General features: G+C 41.8%; 16 protein-coding genes and 1 pseudogene. 4 read left to right on the top strand and 13 right to left on the bottom strand.

Translation table 11 applies throughout. From position 1 onward, the window contains the following. Positions 1–54: 54 nt before the first annotated feature. The 5 genes from nth to H6G86_RS10805 all read right to left on the bottom strand — a co-directional run bounded on the left by nth (position 55) and on the right by H6G86_RS10805 (position 4678). Positions 55–744, bottom strand: coding sequence for an endonuclease III (gene nth / locus H6G86_RS10825; protein WP_190934317.1), 690 nt, complete (start codon positions 742–744; stop codon positions 55–57). After that, positions 720–1820: an RIP metalloprotease RseP gene (rseP, locus tag H6G86_RS10820; RefSeq protein WP_190934316.1), complete on the bottom strand. Its 1101-nt coding sequence runs from the start codon at positions 1818–1820 to the stop codon at positions 720–722. Before rseP ends, nth begins: the two co-directional genes overlap by 25 nt. Positions 1821–1944: 124 nt before the next feature. After that, entirely contained in the window at positions 1945–3225 is a 1281-nt protein-coding gene (gene serS / locus H6G86_RS10815; protein WP_190934315.1) for a serine--tRNA ligase, read from the bottom strand. Positions 3226–3421: 196 nt separating this feature from the next. Then, entirely contained in the window at positions 3422–3739 is a 318-nt protein-coding gene (locus H6G86_RS10810) for a hypothetical protein (protein WP_228058047.1), read from the bottom strand. 366 nt (positions 3740–4105) lie between these two features. Continuing rightward, positions 4106–4678 (bottom strand): DUF3611 family protein, encoded by a 573-nt coding sequence (locus tag H6G86_RS10805; RefSeq protein WP_114081880.1) that lies wholly within the window; start codon positions 4676–4678, stop codon positions 4106–4108. A 965-nt stretch (positions 4679–5643) separates the two neighbouring features. Here H6G86_RS10805 and H6G86_RS10800 point away from each other — a divergent pair. Both H6G86_RS10800 and H6G86_RS10795 read left to right on the top strand, forming a co-directional pair. Beyond that, entirely contained in the window at positions 5644–5991 is a 348-nt protein-coding gene (locus H6G86_RS10800; protein WP_163929912.1) for a PadR family transcriptional regulator, read from the top strand. A gap of 52 nt (positions 5992–6043) precedes the next feature. After that, the gene (locus tag H6G86_RS10795) at positions 6044–6574 is read left to right on the top strand and encodes a cofactor assembly of complex C subunit B (RefSeq protein ID WP_012410376.1); all 531 of its coding nucleotides are present in this window, start codon (positions 6044–6046) and stop codon (positions 6572–6574) included. A 438-nt stretch (positions 6575–7012) separates the two neighbouring features. Here H6G86_RS10795 and H6G86_RS10790 read toward each other — a convergent pair whose 3' ends face one another. After that, positions 7013–7330 (bottom strand): DUF3155 domain-containing protein, encoded by a 318-nt coding sequence (locus H6G86_RS10790; RefSeq protein ID WP_041566316.1) that lies wholly within the window; start codon positions 7328–7330, stop codon positions 7013–7015. A 286-nt stretch (positions 7331–7616) separates the two neighbouring features. On the opposite strand from H6G86_RS10790, the gene H6G86_RS10785 reads away from it, so the two are divergent. After that, positions 7617–8960, top strand: coding sequence for a GAF domain-containing sensor histidine kinase (locus tag H6G86_RS10785; protein WP_190934314.1), 1344 nt, complete (start codon positions 7617–7619; stop codon positions 8958–8960). An 82-nt stretch (positions 8961–9042) separates the two neighbouring features. On the opposite strand, the gene H6G86_RS10780 is transcribed toward H6G86_RS10785, so the two are convergent. The 5 genes from H6G86_RS10780 to fbp form a co-directional block, all read right to left on the bottom strand. Continuing rightward, positions 9043–10284 carry an S-layer homology domain-containing protein gene (locus H6G86_RS10780; protein ID WP_190934313.1) on the bottom strand — a complete coding sequence of 414 codons (1242 nt, stop codon included), beginning with the start codon at positions 10282–10284 and terminating at the stop codon, positions 9043–9045. A 404-nt stretch (positions 10285–10688) separates the two neighbouring features. Then, positions 10689–12050, bottom strand: coding sequence for a glucose-6-phosphate dehydrogenase assembly protein OpcA (opcA, locus tag H6G86_RS10775; RefSeq protein WP_163929935.1), 1362 nt, complete (start codon positions 12048–12050; stop codon positions 10689–10691). A gap of 108 nt (positions 12051–12158) precedes the next feature. Then, positions 12159–13688 (bottom strand): glucose-6-phosphate dehydrogenase, encoded by a 1530-nt coding sequence (gene zwf, locus H6G86_RS10770; RefSeq protein WP_012410371.1) that lies wholly within the window; start codon positions 13686–13688, stop codon positions 12159–12161. A 134-nt stretch (positions 13689–13822) separates the two neighbouring features. Beyond that, positions 13823–14968: a transaldolase gene (gene tal / locus H6G86_RS10765; RefSeq protein ID WP_190934312.1), complete on the bottom strand. Its 1146-nt coding sequence runs from the start codon at positions 14966–14968 to the stop codon at positions 13823–13825. A 352-nt stretch (positions 14969–15320) separates the two neighbouring features. Further along, entirely contained in the window at positions 15321–16370 is a 1050-nt protein-coding gene (gene fbp / locus H6G86_RS10760; RefSeq protein WP_190934311.1) for a class 1 fructose-bisphosphatase, read from the bottom strand. A 534-nt stretch (positions 16371–16904) separates the two neighbouring features. On the opposite strand from fbp, the pseudogene H6G86_RS10755 reads away from it, so the two are divergent. Next, positions 16905–17483, top strand: a pseudogene (locus H6G86_RS10755) (Uma2 family endonuclease). Between the two features lie 397 nt (positions 17484–17880). On the opposite strand, the gene H6G86_RS10750 reads toward H6G86_RS10755, so the two are convergent. Together H6G86_RS10750 and H6G86_RS10745 are read right to left on the bottom strand one after the other, a co-directional pair. Beyond that, on the bottom strand, positions 17881–19191 hold the full coding sequence (locus tag H6G86_RS10750) for a hypothetical protein (protein WP_190934310.1): 1311 nt from the start codon (positions 19189–19191) through the stop codon (positions 17881–17883). A 7-nt stretch (positions 19192–19198) separates the two neighbouring features. Further along, positions 19199–21175, bottom strand: coding sequence for a DNA cytosine methyltransferase (locus H6G86_RS10745; protein ID WP_190934309.1), 1977 nt, complete (start codon positions 21173–21175; stop codon positions 19199–19201). Positions 21176–21332 lie beyond the last annotated feature (157 nt).

Here is a 21332-nt window from a genome sequence, read left to right as displayed (position 1 = left end):
ACACCGTTCTCCATTCTACAGTCTCTCCATCAATTCTGGGGTTACTTGTGTCGCTTACCCTACAACCACTGGCTTATTCGCTACAGGGCATAAATCAGCAAGCTCACACGCAACGCAAATGGGAGAGCGGGCTTTACAAATAGCACGACCATGATAAATCAACCGAATTGACCAATTTTCCCAATCAGGCTGAGGCAATAAACCCATTAAATCTTGCTCAATCCGAACGGGGTCTTTTGCTTCAGTTAAACCCAAGCGTTGGCTGAGGCGCTTGACGTGAGTATCTACCGTCACGCCAGCATTAATACCATAAGCATGAGCCAGAACGACATTTGCTGTCTTCCGCGCCACCCCAGGAAGCTTTAACAACTGTTCCATCTGGTTGGGGACAACAGAGTTAAACTCGGTAACAATCATCCGACAAGCGGCTTGAATGTTTTTAGCTTTATTGTGATAAAACCCTGTAGAACGCACCAAACTTTCTAATTCTACTAAGTCAGCGATCGCTAAACTCTCAGCATCAGGAAACTTACCAAATAAAGCTGGTGTCACCTTATTCACTCGTTCATCAGTACATTGAGCAGAGAGAATCGTTGCCACCAACAATTGTACTGGCGTTGAGTAGTTCAAAGAGCAAGTAGCATCTGGATAAAGACGCTTCAGACGAGCTAAAATTTCTAGCGATCGCTTCTTTTTAGATAACGATTTGCGGGTAGTAATCACTGGAATAATTTTTGTACCCACTCCAATTGGCTAGTTAATTGAGTAGTTTCTTTGACGATCAGAAAAATTCCTAACCCTAAGAGTAATACCAAACCAGTTTGCATTACACCTTCTTGAATCCGGGACGGTACAGGCTTACCGCGTAAACCTTCAATCAGCAGAAAAGCTAGTTGTCCACCATCCAAAGCTGGCAAAGGCAAAATATTGATAATAGCCAAGTTAATGCTGATAATTGCCGCAAAAGACAACAGATTTACGCTATTATCCTCAGCTAATTTTGCACCGATTTTGACAATATTAACTGGCCCAGAAACTTGTCCAGCAGTTTGTTGAAAGTTGGTAATCAACTGTCCAAAACCGCTCAGTGTCCCAACAAATAATTGTTGAAACCTGTTAGCAGCAAGACCAAAAATTTCAAAAGGACTATTCGGACGGCGATAAACTGCTGTAGCATTTGGACTAAGTGCCACACCAACTACACCTTTGCCATCGGCTCCCAGTTTTGGCGTTAATTTCAGGGTTTGTTGTTGGTTTTCACGCAGAATTTTCAGTTCGATTGGCTGATTGGGATGAGTTTGAATTTCTTTAGTCAGCAAAGGAGTTGATTTGTCAGAAGCCGGGAGTTCTTGACCGTTAACAGCCAGAATAATATCTCCTTCCCGAATTCCTGCTTGATAGGCAACAGATTCTTGATTAACGGGCTGTACAATGACACCAGCTTGATAGTTTAATTCTTTGGGAATACCAACGATACCCAATTGCAGAACCAGCACCAAATAGGCAAATATTAAATTTGCAATCACTCCAGCACTGATGACAATCGCCCGGTCTAAAACTGGACGGTTACGCAGCAGATTTGGGTCATTGGGTGGAACATCGCTATCGGGGTCATCATCAGGAAAGCCCACAAAGCCGCCCAAGGGAAAGGCGCGGATAGCATATTCGGTTTGTGAACCTTGATACTTCAAAAGAACTGGGCCAAAACCCAAAGAAAAACGGTTAACGAGAATGCCTTGAGAACGTGCTGCAACAAAATGTCCCAACTCGTGTACCAAGATTAAAACAGCCAAGACTGCGATCGCTGCTAAAACTGACATAGAGTAAATTAGAGAAAATATTAAGCTATAGTTATCTCCATTCTAATTGGGCATTGGGTATTGGGTATTGGTCATTGGTCATTGGTCATTGGTAAAGAACAAAGGACAAATGACTAATGACAACTTATAAAACTTCACGCCCAAAATAAGGTTGCAGCGCTTCTGGTATCTTCACTGTCCCATCAGGTTGTTGATAATTCTCCAAAATTGCTGCCATAGTCCTTCCCACCGCCAAACCCGAACCATTGAGGGTATGTACGAACTGAGTTCCTTTTTTCCCCGCCTCTTTGAAGCGAATATCAGCCCGTCTTGCTTGGAAATCTATAGTATTGGAACAGCTCGAAATCTCGCGGTATTTGCCAGAAGAGGGCAACCAAACCTCTAAATCATAAGTTTTGGTAGAGGCAACTCCCAAATCTCCAGTACTTAAATTTACTACTCGATAAGGCAACCGCAACGCCTGTAAAATCGCTTCTGCATTCCCCACCAATTTCTCCAGTTCATCAAAAGACGTACTAGGTTCAACAAATTTCACCATTTCCACCTTGTTGAACTGATGTAGGCGAATTAACCCCCGCATATCGCGCCCATAGCTACCAGCTTCGCGGCGAAAACAGGGAGTAAAAGCGCAGTGGTAAATAGGCAAATCTTCAGCAGCAAGAATTTCACCCCGATAGAGATTTGTAACTGGAACTTCCGCCGTCGGAATCAGCCATAAATCATCATCCGCGCATTTAAAGCTTTCTTCCGCAAATTTGGGTAACTGACCGGTCGCCGTCAAAGACTCGGTATTCACTAACAGAGGCGGACTAACTTCCACATACCCAGCTTGAGTATGGAGAGTCAGCATAAATTGAATTAATGCCCTCTCCAATGCCGCACCAGCGCCTATCAATGTCACAAAGCGACTTTGAGCAACTTTTACAGCTCGTTCAACATTGAGAATACCCAGCTTTTCGCCAATTTCCCAGTGAGGGAGAATATTCGGATTTTGGGGAATGTACTCATCACCCCAACGGCGCACTTCTACGTTATCTTCCTCATTCTTACCAAGGGGTGTAGAGTCGCTTGGCAAGTTGGGAAGTGCCAACACAAGTTGGGCAATTTCAGCTTTGAGTTCTTTTTCTTGGGGTTCCAGTTGACTCAAAGTAGCTTTTACAGAGTTACCTTCATCCCGCAAAGCTTGAATTTCTGGGTCTTGAGGACTGATCCCAGATTTAATCTTCTGCCCAACAATTTTACCAATTTCGTTGCTACGAGCTTGGAGTTGACTACGTGTCCCCTCAAGTTCCCGTTGTTGCCGATCTAACAGTAATATCGGTTCAATGTCGTATTTACCACTACGACTATTCAATCGTTCTTGAACTAATTGCGGATTTTCCCGTATTTGCTTAATATCCAGCACAGATTTTTCTCAGTTTCTAGCCTAAAATCTTCCTGTCAATACAGTTAACACATTAAGCATTTAGCATATAGTAATTTTGGTTTGCTGTGACTGGAAAAACAAAGTTTATTGCAAAAATTCAGTCTTAATCTCTGAATCAAGATTTTTCCCTAGCATCACTGCCAGGGCTAAGAAAGCATATATTGCATTTAACCAATCATGAGCTAGTATCCTGAGCTACTCTTGTTTCAGTAACCTGAGCAAGACTTTGACCATTACCATTATTGTTATCAGTGGCTGCAAACGTCCTTTGAGTGATACTCTGTGCTTCCTTATCGTCTCTAGTTTGTCCAGGTGAAGGCAACCAGTATGCAAGCACACTTGATAAACCACCCCAATACAGAGCAACATTCTTATCGTCCCCTGGCGAGCCAAGCTTGAAAATGCACAGCCCCAATACGATGCTACTAAAGAAAACCTGTACGCCAAATCTCCATACGTCTTGATTAAATTTATGGGCTGGTTGATTTTTCATAGTGTTCAAACTTATAAAAAAGGTATACAACATCATCCCTGTTCTAGTTTTGACATCACTTGTTAGTACAGCTTGGCGGAATTCTTAATGACATCCGTACCTCTACGGTGATATTGCTATGCGTAGTGTACCGCTCTCTCGACTCGCTAAGGTAATTGGTAATTCCTATACTGCAAGCGTTTCATTGATTTGAAATGGATAGTTCATTTACGCAATGCTGTACTATCAGGATGTTTTTTCAAGGATTATGTAGTTGTCTTCACACGCAGTTTTGCCCGTTTCGGAAAAGTATGATAATTTTCTTTTGACTCTTGAAAACTCAGCATAGGCGAAATGCCCGCCCCGCTACCGCTAATAGAACTCATACTAAGGTCGGTTAATACGATTGAGTAGCCAAAGTGACGCTACAAGCCCTGCAAAATGTGCTGATACAGTGTTGGTATTTGCCTGTACGACAAGCATATCTAGACCGCTAATAATACGGGTAGGGTCAAAAAATTGTGTAGTTATAGCTTGAGGAGATATGGATCTTGCTACCAGTGTACCAACGATCGCTTGCGCGCCTAAAAGAGTCACCAGTGTTCCGCCTAAATTTACCCACAGCCCTAAGCGTAATACTTGCACAGTCTCACTTTTGCGAGGGCGGTTGCTGGGATTGGAGGATTCTAATTGCTTGCCAATTCTAGTGTAACGATAAGCTAAATAAATACCTCCACCCAAAACAACTAGTCCACAAATTGCTAAAAATACGCCAAAGCCAGTCCCAGGATTATTACTAGGACTACCAGTTCTTTGATTAAAGATGGCGAACAGCAACACAATTATGCTAGAAACAACGCCTAGTACTAGCTGAATCCAGAAGCTAATCCAACCTGTAAGGCGAAAGGTTTGGGCAATAGCCCGCAGAGAAGATGATGGAGCATCGGGAGTCTGTGACATATATAGAAGATTGCCAATGTGCCGGGCACTTTCAAAGGACACAAAGACACAAAGACAAAAGTTTAATCTAAGGAAGCCTTAGCTCAAAAGTTCGGAGAACACGGAGAACTGTGAGAGGTATCGCACTCTACGTCTCTATCTCTCCGAGAACACCAATTCAGTCAGGACTTACGTAAATAATGGCCGAAAAGAAGGATTTTCAAGTAGGGCAATTCATAAATTGTCCCTACAGCAACTAGTTTTGCGTAAGTCCTATCAGTAACGAATCATCTCTCCCCAACCTCTTATCTTTTAGCCAAGGAGGCTGGGGATTAGGTTTTTGATTACTGAATCGATGCTCTAGTCTTTGCGTCTTCTTTGATAAATTTACTATCACATTTACCAAATGCGACAAGAGATTCTCTTGTCCAGCAAATCAGTAATGCGTACTACTTAAGTGTGTCCACCACCGTAGCAGCTTTAAACCACATATATCCCATAGCTTAAATTCTTATGATTTGCATTGGGAAAATCACTGTAAAACAAAGTGTTTATTAAGTTTTACAGACAAAATTGCATTTTACCTGTAAAATTTCTTCGATGGCATTTTATTGCTTAAGCATTTCTAACTACCTTGGCATTACTTAATACCAAGACAGTCAGAAACCTCACGCCTAAAAGCTGGGGCTTGGCATTTGCCCTAATCTGACCAAGACTTAGTACTTTCTGTACTAAGTGAATTTGCTACTCTCTGTTAGCTCCTCACCACACCATATCAAGCTTGGGCTAGGGTACATTTCTTTGTGTCCCTAAAACTCGCAACTCTTACCACGACTTCATAAGCGTGGATAATCGTTTGGTATTTACGCTTTGTAAATCTAGTCTAAGTAGCATTATATATATTACTCGCTTGGCAGTAGCACTGTATACTGACTACAAGGATTGTAGACCTTACCATAAGGCATTTTTTTAGCCATTCACTAACCATGAAACTTGAGGATATATATCAATTCTTTGAGAATCCTCCGCCAACTTACCTTTGTCAGGAAGTAGCAGTTTGTTACATACTGTCTGTTTTATTACAAGGTGAATCCTACGGAACCGAGTTGATTGAGCAATTAGAAACTGAATATTCAACCTATAGGCTTTCGGATACTGTGCTTTATAGTGCAATCAAATTTCTGGAAGACGAAAAGGCAATCACTGGATATTGGAAGAAACTGGAAGGACGAGGACGGCCTAGGCGGATGTACCAAGTTTCTCCAGAATGGCAAGTTCAAGCGCAGGATTTAGCTTTGCAATGGCTTAACTACATCAATAGGAGGACAAAGTAACGAATAATTGATAATGAATAAGTCTCCTCCAGTCAAACAATAACAATCAGTTATGGATACTGCTATTCTGCCATCTACGTTCCTGCTAACCTTGTTGTTATCGGTTGGGCTGTTTTTCTTTATTCGTGCCTCGACTAAAGACCGCATACAAACAGTGCAACTGGTATCTGAGCAAGACGAAGCTGCTTTAATGTCTCAATTAAAAGAGTATTTTCGCTCCCGGTCTTACCAAGTGGCAGAGGTAGACCGAGAACAAAACAAAGTGACTTTTGAAGGGAATGTTCGCCCCAGTTGGTTTTTAGCTATATTTTTAACTCTGCTGGCAGCGACTGGGATTGTTTGTCTCTCACTAGTCGTATACCTGCTTTTTCCTAACCTCAGTCCCATTGTTTTGGCTATGGTACTGCTATCGCCTTTAAGTGGCCTGTTTTATTGGAAAAAATCTGGAAGACTTGAGAAGGTGTCACTCAAAGTAGAAACAACTCAGAGTGAACAAACCTCCTCAAGTAAGATCACTGTAGTTGCCCATCGAGATGAACTCAGTGAGTTACAGAGAACTTTACAGCTCAAGGCTGGTGAATAATTGTTGCTTTTTTTAACTATGATATGCAGACTTCTGACCTGATCTAATCTTTAGGCAATGAAAAGTAAAAAGGAGGAAATCAAGACTTCTGCTTTGTCACTTTCCCCACGACTTATATCGTGGGGAGAAATTTAAATTAATTAACTTAAATTCGTTGACAAAGCTTGGTTAACAATTCACGGTATAAGAGCGCAACTTCACTAGCGCTTTTGGAGGCGCTTGGCTCTATACCCACTCCCTTTTATATCATGACACTAGTATCAACCCATGCAATCTAGCGTGCTTTGAGACTAGTTTATTTTCCAATTACCTGGACTAGCCTGACTGGCAAATCAGCTCCAAACTAAAAAAAAATTAAATTTTGCATAAACTTAGCTATTTTGCCAGTTAATGAATAGTCAGGAGCCACATTCAATGTGTAAGATGACCATCTATGGTTCACCGACTAGCTAAAGCAAGAGGTTCTTGACCAGGCGAAGGTTCTAATACCCTCAAGCTTGGAAACAAGAAATGGTTTTCCTCTACGTATTGAGCACCAAACAGTCCCTTTTCTGCCCAGAAATAACGATCTGTTGTGTGTTCATTTCGCTTTACGAGTAGCAACGCAGGTGGCAAAATCCCTTCAGCTTGAATGAATCTTCTCGCTGCTGTCACAGGTTTTTCTTCGCCACTTTCGATGCTATATTGAGGCACGTGTTCCAAAATCCGCCGTCCTTCTTGACGACGGCGACTTTTCCTTTTGCGTCTCCTTGCCAACCTATTGTCCTCCTCTTTCAAGCTATAGATTGTAGTTTTAGCTACAAAATCCGTCGTCATTATATAAGTTCTAGTTCAAAATATCAATAGTTTTTAACCTTTTCATGCAAGAAAATTAACATCTTTGAAAATAGATAAAACAAAGTTACCTAAGAAAATAATTCCTTGGTACAAACCATCACTAAGAAGATTTTAGTTAAGCTTTATTGAATGGGTGAGGTAAAAATTAAGTATCCTCTCTTATCATCATGCCTCAAAATCTGTAATCTTGAGCAAGAGCTAAAAAATGTTAATGTCTGCCAGTTCCGATTTTATTGCTCTGTGTCGAGAGCAAATAGCGCTGCTAACCCAAGGGCTGGGAGCAACTTTAAGTATTGTGTACCTGACACAAGAATTGGTAGAGGCTCCTTCTAGTGAGGCCAAACTGATTCCTGTGGTAATTTACCCAGAAACAGCATTATTACCGCCAGGGGAAGAAACTGCTGAGGTGACAGTAGTACACAAGCAACTTCAAGTTGGAAATGTGTTTATATTACCCAACGATCGCAGAAGGTTATTGACAGCAGAATCGGAATCTCCAACCTCATCACAGCAGTCTGAGGCATCTCAACCCCATTTAAAAGAGGAATACCTCTTTAGTGGCAACCAAATTGTTTTACCTCTAGTTTATGAGGGTGTGATGATGGGGTTATTGGTGACGGGTAGGCAAGACCGGGCATGGAATGAACATGAGGAAAGTCAGATTCAACAGATAGCCCAAACATTAGCGATCGCTTGTATTTTAGATCAACGCCGGGCATGGTTTGAGGAGCAGTTGCGTGAGCAACAAATTCTCCAAGAAAAACAGCGAGATTTGTTAGATAACCTGTTGCATCAGTTTCGTAACCCATTAACGGCATTGCGGACTTTTGGGAAACTGCTATTGAAGCGGCTGCGCCCAGGAGATAGCAACCGGGATGTGGCCAATAGTATTGTGCGAGAAAGCGATCGCCTCCAAGAATTGCTACAACAATTCGATCAAGTAATAGACTTGACAGAAACAGATTTAGCACCACTACATCTACCCGAACATGAAGTGTTTGTGGAAGCAACTATCCAAAAAGACGCTAAACCGCCGCTATTATTGCCGGGAATGGGAGATAAAACAGTTGACTGCTCATTAGCAGATATCTTAGAACCATTATTAATCTCAGCCAAAGCGATCGCCCAAGAGCGAAAGCTAAAACTAATAACTGAAATTAAACATAATTCACCCCTAGTACGTGCCAACATCAAAGCATTACGAGAAGTTTTAACTAACATCATCGATAATGCTTTGAAATATACTCCCACTGGTGGCAAAATTTTGATTCAGGCGGGACAAGAAAAAGCTAATTTTCAGGGAATTGTGATCAGTGACAACGGGCCTGGCATTCCCCCCGAAGATTTAGAACATCTTGGAGAACGGCATTATCGGGGTGTACAAGCGCAAACAGAAATCCCTGGCACAGGTTTGGGGTTAGCGATCGCAAAACAATTAATAGAGCAAATGCAGGGCAAAATCGAGGTTTTCAGCCCTGCAATCAACTCTAAGCTAACTTCACCCAATGCACCGGGGACTACGTTTATTATTTGGTTGCCGAAAGTTTAGGATTTGTCCTTTGTCCTTTGTCATTCGTCCTTTGTAAAGACCAATGACCAATGACCAATGACCAATGACTAATGACCAATGACTATCTGAGTGAAACCAACAAGTTTTGATTGATGGTCATTTGTAAATCGGTATCTGGGTCAATGGCGATTAAGTCAACGCTATTCTTACCGAAGAATAGACCCACCAATGCACCGATACCAGCGCCACCCAAAACTTCTTCTGTGGCGATCGCGCGATCGCCAGTTACAGCAGATACCGCAGTTGCCGCACCTGCACCCAATACAGTATTTTTGATAATTGAACCAACACTAGTACCCTTCTTGACGGTTTCAGTTTTGGTGATCACTTCAGAGCTAGCGTTAAGCTGATACTCCTGTCCACTGGTCAAAACCAGTTTCTCGGCAACGAATTGAGAACCACCTGTGGCAGGCTTGAGTTGACCAATTACTTGACTTCCAGCCGGAATGACTACAGATCCGTCTTGTGTTACTACGTTTTGGGATACTGTCAATGTCAAAGGCGCAGTTTCATCCTTTGTAACCAGAATTTTTTCTGCCTTGTCATACTTCACAGGGATAGCAGTCCCTTGAGGAATTGTGACTGATACAGGCGTTGGGGTAGTAGACCCGACAGCCACGACATAAGGCGAGTTAATTGCTGAAGCTTGGTTAGAACTAACCAGTGCTTGGTAGATAAAAGCTGCTACTTGGGCGCGAGTAGCGGTTGCAGTTGGATTGAGGAACTTCACATTAGGATAGTTCACAACTATTTGCTTTTCAGTTGCAGCTGCGATCGGGCTACGGGCATAGCTAGCGATGTTAGAGGCATCGTTGAAGTATTGCAAAGTGCTTTCGGTATTGCCACTGGGACTATATTCCAGACCGTTAGCGAGGGAAACTAAAACCTGTTGGCGGGGAATAGCTTGGTTAGGTTCAAAGCGATTACCGGGATATCCAGATAAGAAACCAATGGTATAAGCTTGCTGAATGGCACTTGATGCCCAATAATTGCTGGGCACGTCAGCAAAGTTAATTGGCGATCGTTGCTGTGATTTTTGGAAAGCTTTGTTGACCATAGCGGCAAATTGAGCGCGTGTCACTGCTTCTTCAGGACGGAAACTACCATCAGGAAATCCGGCAATTACACCACGCTGTGACAATTGTTGAATAAATTGTGCCGCCCAATAATTAGATGAAACATCAGAAAAAGTAGTTTGAGCTAAAGATGGAGAAGCTGTAATCAAAGGCGCTACAGTGCCTACTGTGACAGTCAAAGCCATGAGTGCAGCTGTTCCAGATTGCAACCGATTAAAAGTAAACATTAATTTTTAACTCCAGTAGAATTATTTTTATTGCTGTTAATTAATGAGACATTTCTTAAATTATTAGGTTCCCTTTAATTTCTATTTTTTGTAAAAACCATTACTTTTGTCATATAGTCAAATTAGATAGTCAAATTAAGAAAAAGCCTGCCAAAATTGCTAGCAATAGGTAATAGTGTAATCAGCCTCTTACAACTAGAGGATGTTTTAAAAGTCCTCTGATTGGTATCAAAAGCTTTAGATGCCTCTAAATCTCCCTTAAAAAGCAATACAGTTCAGTTAAGCCCAAAATCCTTAACTGAACTGTATTACCTTAAAAAACGGGGACTTTCACCTGGTTCCATGCTTAAAAAGCCTACCGTGTATACACAAGGTCAGGAAGCAGGCAGGGGGTTAAGTCTAAGTTAATTTACCAATTTGAAAATATTCGCTGTCACTCCCAGACTTTCTTCAAAAAGGGACTCACGACCCCAGCGTTGCACCTGCTGACTTAGTAATGCTTCGGCTTTTTGTTCTGAAAGTGAAGTTACCTGTTGAAACAGACCAGCAGATTGGGCACCACCATGTGTTTCCATCCGCATACAACCACCAGTTTCCGAGCAGATAACTGTACCACAGTCTGCCTGGGGATTTGTGGAACTGAGGCGCAAGGCAATCAAGTCACCAATAATATCGCCCACATCCGCAACGGGAACCCCTGCTAACTCGGCTTCTACTTGTCGCTGATCTTGAGAAATAAAATGGATGCGAGTGATATCATAATCACCGCTTTCCTTTTGATAAGAAACTGGTTGCCATTCCAATCGACTTGCCAACCAACCCAAAAACAGCAAAGCTTGGGCGGGATTGCCTTTTTCGTAATCAATCGTCACGCGGTCAATTTCTCTGAGGGCAGCGCGACGCTTAGGTGAATCGTAGGCTTCAGCTGTCAATTCCTGCCATGATGCGAGGCGACGCCAGTTCAAATCCGCTAAAGGTACACCAGCTTCTACCAACTCTTCGAGGCGGAGTAAATCACTTTCTGGCTCGTTAAAGTTGCAAGAATCGACAATGACATTATTGCAGATTGCTGCTAGGCGTTTGAATAGACCGTTGTTAGGGTCTGGTGTCGCCTTCCACCAGAGAAACTTTGGCAAACCGCCAATCAACAATGCTGGAATCATGCCACCGATGCGTTCTAAGGCAGCAGCAGTTCCACTCAGAGTAATGTATTCGCAGCAGATAAGTGTGCTTGACGATTGTTTTTGAATCGGGCAATAGGCAGAAACTTGAGCCTTGACTCCTTCATCTTCGCCAGTAATAGGAAATAGGGCAATGATGCGGCAGGGGTTGCGGAGAGCGATTTCATCAGCAATTCTGGGGCTACCGCTATTTAACCCAGCAATAGCATGTTCTCCTCCAGTCCCACCTCGCTGACCTTTAGCGAATTCTTCTCGTAATATAGTCAGAGTTTCTTGTGTTGCTGTTCCAGTTTCTGGCAGTTTATGTTTCTTTTGCACTTCCCGTAATGCTGCTGCCATTTGCGGCCCTAAAATCCCATCAATTGGGCCGTTGTAAAATCCTAAAGCAGCCAACAAATACTGAGTTTCTTCTGGTTCGTAGACTACTAAGGTAAATGTTGTTGCCCTAGTAGCACTGGGAAGTCCACCGTCCTCGCCAGTTATGCCATAGCTTTGCCAAATTTGATTCAGTTCTGCATCTATTTCGTTAAGCGAAATATCTTTCGGTGCCTGGAGGGAAAAAATTGTAGAAGTTTGGAGAGCCATAGGAAGTTTTAGATTTTGTCATTTGTCATTTGTCATTGGTCATTCGTCATTTGTCATTCGTCATTTGTTTTTACTAGTGACTAACGACTAATGACTAATGACTAATATTTAGAGTCTGCGCCAGCGACGGCCATCCTGGTTAATTAAGAGTTCTGCTTGTTCTGGCTCCCAAGTGCCGGCTTCGTATTGGGGAATAGTAGTAGGATCGGCGGGTGCATCCCAAACGGAAAGGGCTGGTGTTACTACCTGCCAAGCTGCTTCTACTTCATCGGCGCGTGTGAACAATGTTTGATCGCCCATCATACAATCAAGGAATAAGCGATCGTAGGCATCAGATGTTGCTTGGATGCCAAAGGAACCATAACTAAAGTCCATATCAACGGAACGGGTGCGGAATTCTGCCCCCGGCATTTTGACATCAAAACGCAGGGAAATACCTTCATTTGGCTGAATCCGCATCGTCAAAATATTGGCGTTTGTCTGTTGAGCGGCAGATTGGAACATCCGAGATGGAACTTCGCGGAAGTGAATTGCAATTTCACTCACTTTTTTCGGCATCCGCTTTCCAGTCCGCAAGTAGAAAGGAACACCTTTCCAGCGCCAGTTATCCACCAAAAACTTCATTGCTACATAAGTGGGTGTGGTGGAGTTGGGGTCAACGCCTGGTTCTGTGCGATATCCTGGCACTGCTTGACCTTTCATCCAGCCAGCACTGTATTGCCCACGGACTGCTGACCGCGACAGATTGTGAACATCAGCTAAACGAGTAGCTTGGAGTACCTTCACTTTTTCTGTGCGGATGCTGTCGGCATCCATTGCGTTGGGTGCTTCCATCGCCGTTAAGCAGTAAAGTTGCATGAGGTGATTTTGCAACATATCCCGCAGTGCGCCGGCGCTTTCATAGTAACCAGCCCGGTCTTCTACGCCCACGGTTTCTGCTACGGTAATTTGCACGTGGTCAACGAATTGACGATTCCACAAGGGTTCAAAAATCGCATTGGCAAAGCGAAACACCAGCAAATTCTGGACTGTTTCTTTACCCAAATAGTGGTCAATACGATATACTTGATGCTCTTTGCAATATTTCTGTACTACTTGGTTAAGGCTTTGGGCAGAAGCCAAGTCCCGACCAAAGGGTTTCTCAATTACTAGACGATGTTTGTAGGGATCTTCTAGCATCCCGCCGCTTCCTAGCTGCTTAATAGCTTCGGGAAAGAATGAAGGGGCAACGGAGAGATAGAACATACGATTACCTCGCGTGCCCCGTTTTTCGTCTAATTCACTCAGTAAGGTTTTTAGTTTCTGGTAGCTTTCAGGGTTGTCTATATCTCCAGGACTGTAGAACAGACCTTGAGAGAAGTCTTGCCAGAGTTCCCCTAAATCGACATCAGGATGTGCCTCTTCCATGCCCTTCTGCATTTGTTCGCGGAAGTATTCATGGCTCCATTCTCGACGTGCTACGCCAACAATAGTAGTTTCTGGCGGAATGCGCCGTTCTCGCCGCAATTTGTAAAGTGCTGGCACTAGTTTGCGCCAGGTGAGATCACCAGAAGCGCCAAAGATAACTATAATCTGGGGTTCAGGCATCCCTTGTTGTTGCAGACCAACGCGCAAGGGATTTTCTAGCAGACTAACCATAACAATTTTGGATTTTGGGTTTGGGTTTTGGGTTTTGGAATTGGGAATTGGGCATTGGGCATTGGGAATTGAGGAAAGAATTCTTATAACTCCCATTCCCCATTCCCCATTCCCCATTCCCCATTCCCAATTCCCTACACTGGTGACAATACCTTGATCTTGTCTTCTAAAGAGTTCATCAAGGACTGGAAGGGCTGGATGAACTTGTCAATACCTTCAACTAACAGTTCATCCATTACGGTATCGAGATCGATGTTGATGTCGGGATCTTTGAGGTTTTCGATCAGCGTGTAAGCATTATTTACGTCTGTTTCTAAGCGATCGCTCACGTTACAATGATCGGCACAAGCTTTAATGGTCGCTGGTGGGACGGTGTTAACAGTATCAGGGCCTACCAACTCTTCGATATACATCACGTCGTTGTAGTTGGGGTCTTTGGTGCTGGTACTAGCCCAAAGTAGCCGTTGTACTGTGGCCCCTTTTGCTACCAACTCTTGCCAACGCTCACTTCTAATGATTTTCTTGTATTCTTGGTAAGCTAGCTTGGCGTTTGCGATCGCTACTTTTCCTTTCACAGCTTTTAGCTTTGCTTCCACGGCAATATCATCAACGCCTTTTTTCAACTTAGCATCTATTTTGCCATCAATGTTGCTATCGATCCGGCTGAGGAAGAAGCTAGCGACTGAAGCAATTCTACTGATGTCTTTACCTTCAGCCAGCCGTTTTTCTAAGCCCCGAACATAAGCCCAAGCTGTGTTTACGTAGCTTTCTACAGAAAATAACAGCGTAATATTGACATTCATACCCTCGGCTATTACCTGCTCTACTGCTGGCAAACCAGGTTCTGTACCGGGAATTTTAATCATCAGATTTTCCCGACCAATTTCTTGGAAATATCGCCGAGCTTCGCTTATTGTTGCTTCCGTATCATGGGCGATGGTTGGCGGTACTTCGATACTCACATAACCATCTAGTCTATTCGAGGCTTCATAAACAGGGCGTAAAATATCACAAGCATTACGGATATCTGCAAAAACTAGGGATTCGTAAATTTTGTCTATCGGTAAGTTAGCGCGAACTCCGGCTTCTATATCGGCATCATAAATGACGTTACCTGCGATCGCTTTTTCAAAGATAGCTGGGTTAGAAGTAATCCCAGATATACCTTGATTTTCAACCATGTCTTTGAGTTCACCTGATTGAATAATGTCACGGGTCAAATTATCCATCCAGATACTTTGACCGTATTGCTTAATTTCTAGTAGATGATTGGTAGACATAGCTAGTTTATTTCACTCCTGTATAGTGATGTTTCTAAGTGAAGTTGGCAAAACGCATTAACACTTACTTTTGAATTGTGGCGTTGCCAATCACTTATTGCATCGGCCAGCTGAGATAATCCTTAATTGATCTTCTGATCTTCAAAAAGCGCTATTTTGCATCCCCAATCCTAAATCACCATGATTAACGTTTAATTAATGGCAGATGAGAGTACAGCACGGCGTAAATAAACACCCTTATAAAATGTCTAAAACCCTTACGGAACACGAATTACGAATTACGTTAGCGCAGCTAAAGCCTTCGGCATGGCTTCGCTTAAAGCGACGCAGGAGCGTCATTACGAATTGTATTCTAGTGTCCGTTTTGAATAAAAGACTCTACCTTTGCGACATCTTCTTTGCTGCCAATAATTAAAGGTGTGCGCTGATGCAGTTTTTTTGGCACTACATCCAAGATGTTTACCAATCCTGTCGTAGCACGGCCGCCTGCTTGCTCAATCAAAAAGGCGAGAGGAGCGGTTTCATAAAGCAAGCGCAATTTTCCTTCAGGGTTTTGAATTGTACCTGGGTAGAGAAACACGCCGCCTTGAACCAAAATTCTATGGATGTCGCTCACCATTGCGCCGCTATAACGAGCGCTGTAGCCTTCTGTGCGGTGAACGTAGCGAATGTATTCTCGAATTGATTCTTCCCACTGCCAAAAGTTACCCTCGTTCACGCTGTAAACAGACCCGTGGTTAGGAATGCGGATATTTTCTTCTGTGAGAATAAACTCTCCTAAACTGGGATCGAGAACAAAGGAATGAACGCCCTTACCTATAGTATAAACCAGCATCGTGCATGGCCCATACAGGATGTATCCGGCAGCAAGTTGCTTCCGTCCGTTGGTGAGGAGATCGGTTGCCTTACCATCGCTATCATTTCCTTCTTGTTGGCGAATAGCGAAAATGGAACCCAAGCTGAGATTATTATCAGTGTTTGATGAGCCATCAATTGGGTCATACAACAGGGTATAGCGACCAATGGGGCAATTTTCGGGGATATAGTAAGGATTTTCCATTTCCTCAGAAGCGAGGCGACAGACTAAGCCGCTTTGCTTAAACACTGAGATAAACACATCATTGGCGTAGACATCCATCTTTTTGACGGATTCTCCTTGGACATTAACTTCCCCGGTAAAACCGAGAACGCCTTCCATCAAACCAGCGCGACTCATGCGGCGAGCAACCAGTTTACCTGCTAAGGCGATGCGATTCATCAGCGCACTTAAATCTTGGGCATCTGGCGAAAAACTCTGAAGTTGCTGGAGAACGTGACGGGATAAGGTTGTACAATCACGATCTAAAGCTCTATCTGTAATTTCATTGATAGACGATTCTAAGGATTCTGGCGTTTTAGCCATTTTTATGTTCTCCGCAGCCACTAGCTGTTAATTGGGTTTTAGTTGTGTAGGGCAACTTATGGTTGCTGCTTCTATCTTAGAAAGGTAATTTGAGAACTTAGATGCGACTTTAGATAAACTAAAGAAATGAATTTTCAGTGACTCTTGCACTCAGAGCCTGGATACTTAGTAGGTCGTCTAAGATATGACGAAGATTTACTCAGTAGTTTTTATGAGGATTTGGGCTAGCGATGCCTACAGCTGGCTGCGCCTACGCTTACTGTATTCTGACTCCTGAATTCTGTTCGATAAAGTAGAGTTAGAGGTTTAGTCTTCGCTATTGGCAGCGCATGGGTGTAAGAGGATGTTTGAAAAGTCCTCTTGTCGGTATCAAAAGTTTTAGATCCCTCTAAATCTCCCTTAAAAAGGGAGACTTTGATTCTGGTTCCCCCCTTTTAAGGGGGTTAGAGGGGATCTAAAAGTGCTTAAAGTCATAGTGAAACACTTTTAAAACATCCTCTAATGCAACTAGGATTTTGTGGAGCGGAATTAATTATGACTGCTTTAACTTTACAATTACCTCCTAATCTCAAATTTACGGATGAGGAATTTGAACAGATTGTTGCTGTGAATAAAGAATTGCGTTTGGAATTAACTGCTGAAGGAGAATTGGTAATCATGTCACCCACTGGAGGAGAAACAGGAAATCGTAATTTTGATTTATTAGGTCAATTATGGTTTTGGAACAGTCAAAATAATTTAGGAAAAGCTTTTGATTCTTCTACTGGTTTTAAACTTTTAAATGGTGCAACTCGTTCTCCTAATGCTTCTTAGGTAAAGATGGAACGGTGGGATGCTCTCACCTCACAACAAAGAAAAAAATATCTCCCCTTGTGCCCAGACTTTGCAGTAGAATTGATTTCTGAAACTGATGATGTCGACGACACTCAAGCCAAGATGCGGGAATACTTAGCAAATGGTTTACAACTTGGGTGGTTAATTAATCCCAAAGATAAACAAGTAATCATTTATCGCCCTAATCAAGCACCAGAAGTTTTACAATCCCCTACAAGTTTATCTGGTGAAGATGTTTTACCTGGTTTTATTTTAAATTTACAGCCAATTTTTGCGTAGATAATCGTTATTTTGATTGTTACAGCAAGTCATAATGCTATTCTGTAAAGTCCTTCATAATTTTTATATAAGACTTATGTAAAACTACAGGCTGTAGGGGCAATTTAAATCTAGAATTTGCTCAAACGCTTCATCAGCTATAAAAATCTGATATTTATCTTCAATATGATTCTTGGTAAATAGTCCACTACTTAAGCGTTTAACTTTTCCTGCCAGGTATATTTGCTGATTACTTTATCAAAATGTCTGTTTACTTTCTTAAAATACTGAAATGCTTTATCAAAATGGCACTGTACAAGCTAGGGACTTTGATAAATCAAGCCAATCTCTGCCACATCGTAAAGCCGCACTACCAATTAAGAGCCACCCTATTGTTGTAGCGATGAGTAACATTCAGCTATTGAATTGTCAAAGTCTCGTTTAGTTTAAGCAGCCATTGATAACATGGCTCATCAATTGGGGCAATATCTCTACGTTGCTGCGCTAAAGATTCTGTGTAAGCTATGAGCCAAGTAGAAGCAAGTTCTTGCTCGGTTGCAGCCTCATCCGCTAATGTACGAGCAAACTGTAGCTCTACCCATTCTTTAAAAGTAACTATTTCAAGGGATATCCCAAATATTTCTTCAATTTCATTACATCGAGGCATCAGTTCATCAATTCGTTCAGTTTCAAGACTTGTAACGAAACCAGCTTTTCTAACGCTGGAATGTACTTCGAGTTTTTCTGATAATTCCTCAATTTCATCTCGCAAGTATGACTTACCATACTTGGCATCCCAAGCTTCCACAATTTGCCTATCCTCTAAAAGTTCAATATCACCAATATTGCCATGCTTCTTATTAGCTGAACGCATTTGTGAAAGTGGTTTTAGCAAACTTCCGTGAAAAACTTGGTGTTCTTGCATAGCCTGCATTAAGCTATGCATAGCTATCTCCATTAAACGAGCCGCATAATCAGATTGATTGATGTGACGCAGTATGAGACTTAATGAAATGCCTTTATCAACAACTGTTGCTCCGAGAAATAAGGTCAGATTCTCAATAGTTTGTAAAGCTAATCTTCTAAAGTTATCTGCTTGATTGAGTAGTTGCGAAAGAAGATAGCGCAGTGCTACTTCAGAAACTACTTCGTATTTCTCAATTGCCTCAACAATACTTACCCACTCAGAGCGTGCGCCTCTCATGTTGGCTTTATATACAAATGAATACGGGTAATTTTCTGCTAAACTGCGTGTCATCATGAAACCATCTGCATTCAATCTTAGTAGTTCATATTTTCGTAACACAGGTGTAATGTATTGCTTATCAAGAGAACGCATAGAGATACCATCACACCAAGAAAAGTCTCTTATAGCCGTACTCCCTTTGTGTAGCCTAATACTCTGCTCTGGCTCAATTGCCTTAACGCACAACTGTAGAATTGATAAACCCACCAATGCTCTACCAACTTCGCTGGTCACTGACTGTACAAGTCTATCTAAAAGATATTTATGTGCTTGGTTCAAGGTCAAGAAATCAAGATTCGATGAATAATCTCTGCAAAATAAAATCTGTTTTTCCAAGTAACCTGTAGATAGTTCTACGGCTATTTTCTTGTACCGTATCTTTGCAGCTTGACTCATTCCTCCTTCTTGAAAGTATTGAATTGTTCCATCAGGTAAAACTAACTCACTTCTGTTTGTATAGACTCTCAGGTGTAGCTCATTCATAATCTGTTTATAGATTTTTACGAAGTTGCACGCTTTTAGGGTTTAGTGTAGGAAAGGCGTAAGGAATCAAATACTCACCTTTGGGAATTTGTGGATTTGTGTTGTGATTTCTAACTTCGTAGCCCATAGCCCGCAGAGACTGAAGATAGGAGAAGACATCTTCTGCTTTCACACCCCATAGGTCTGCAAGCTCTGTAGCTGAAAGTTGAGCAGCAGTACCAATACACCTTGCCACACATTGGATTACACGCCAAAGTGGTTTAACTTCCAACTTAGGATGAAAAGTTATTATTCCACTAATTCGGGCATTGTATTGATAATATCCAGATAACTGAACTAAATCCGCTTTTCCTGTAGCTTCAGTTAACTTTTCTTCAAAAGCTTTCCAAAGAGATGTATATAACTGTGTATCAAGAGCTTTAGCACAAAGCTTAACTGAACACGTTCCCAGAACCCATTCATCATGACCGCAAGACGGATTAATATCTATCACGAATTGATCTTCTTCTTCGCAATTATCATTAATACCTGCTGTGAACAGCCAGCATGAATCATTCAAATCGTAGGATATATAAATTTTTACACTTTGAGAAGTTTGTTTTGTTGTCCAAGAAAAATCAGTAGATAAAAATCTTATCGTTGTTCCTTTTTCTTCATATTTCAAACGAGGTATAGATAAAATTTTTCCAGCTTTGCGTAAATCTATAATTGCAGATTTAGCTTTTTGAGAATAAATTTCGGTTAACTTTCTTTTACGCTGCCGAAAACCTAGTTTTTTATTCTCAGGTAAGTAACTTATAGGGAAAGGTAATTTAAATTTAATTACTTGTTCTAGAATACTAAGAGCCAATATCCGCCCAAGCTGAGGAGGCACTGAATTTCCAATTTGTTCAATAGAAATCTGCCTATTCCCAATAAGTTCATAGTCATCAGGAATAGTCTGTAACCTCTTTAACTCTGCAATCGAGAATTTTCGATTTTGCCAACTGAAAGGCCCGGTGTATTGTCCTCCCTGTGCTTTAATTGTTCGTACTGGAATTGTTGGATCTGCTTTGTACAGGAAATCTGAAAATTTTGATCTCCAGCTAAATACTGGGTTAGGATAACCCATCTCTTTTGTATAAAAACTATAGTTTAGTCCAGGTGGAATATGTTCGAGTAGATGCCCAAAACGTCCGCCTATACCTATTTCCATTTCTGAAATATCAACGCCTTCTACAGCTTCTCCTGCTGAATAATAACAATTTTGATTGAGAGAATCTGGCCCATGAGTAGGATAGGGAAATAAATATTCTCCTTCTTTTAATCCAACAATAAATAAACGTTCTCGATGTTGGGGTACTCCATAATCAGCGGCATCAAGAATACGAAAATAAATATCGTAGCCAACTTCTCTAAAAGCTTTTTGAATTTCTTGCCAAGCTTTTCCTCCATTTGCACCAGTTATTCCATATACATTTTCAAATAAGAATCCTTTCGGTTTAAGTACATTGAGAATACGAACATATTCTTGAAATAGTGTACCTCTAGCATCAGTTGTTCCAGATACTCCAGCAGCTCTACGTCCGGCAGCAGAAAAAGTTTGACAAGGAGGGCCGCCAATAATAAAGTCTATTGTCAAATGAGATTCAGGTAAATAATCTCTAATATCAATGCAGATAGCTTTAGAACCTTCTAGCCATTTATTTGGTAAAGAATTCCTTTGTAAAGTCTGAACATACTTGGCTTCAAGCTCTACCATTTGAATGATTTCAAAGCCAGCATCATGAAATCCAATGTCTAATCCACCACCACCAGAAAATAAGCTGAGTGTTTTAATGGGAGTAAGTCCATGTTGCATCAGCCATTGGCGGAGATATTTACCAAAATTGTCAGTCCATGCTGCTTCTTGGCTGACTTTAAGAATGGCTAAAATATCTTGGAACCAAGTTGTATTAATTGGCTCGGAGCTAGACAAATCGAAAGAAAGAGACAACTGTCGCATTGCGTAACCTAAATATAACGCTTGTCGGTTGTGTAAAATACACTTTGGTTAAAAGAAAGGGACTAGCGGATTAAAGATTAGAGTAGTGTATTCCATCCAGTTTGAAAACCGCTATATATAATAAAATCCCCTCTCACACCACACTTACCTCAAAGGG

Origin of the sequence: Nostoc sp. FACHB-133, assembly GCF_014698055.1 — a bacterium.
In the GTDB taxonomy this organism is placed as follows: domain Bacteria; phylum Cyanobacteriota; class Cyanobacteriia; order Cyanobacteriales; family Nostocaceae; genus Nostoc.
The sequence above is the reverse complement of the archived record's forward strand: the minus strand, read 5'-3'. Positions and strand labels throughout refer to the sequence as shown.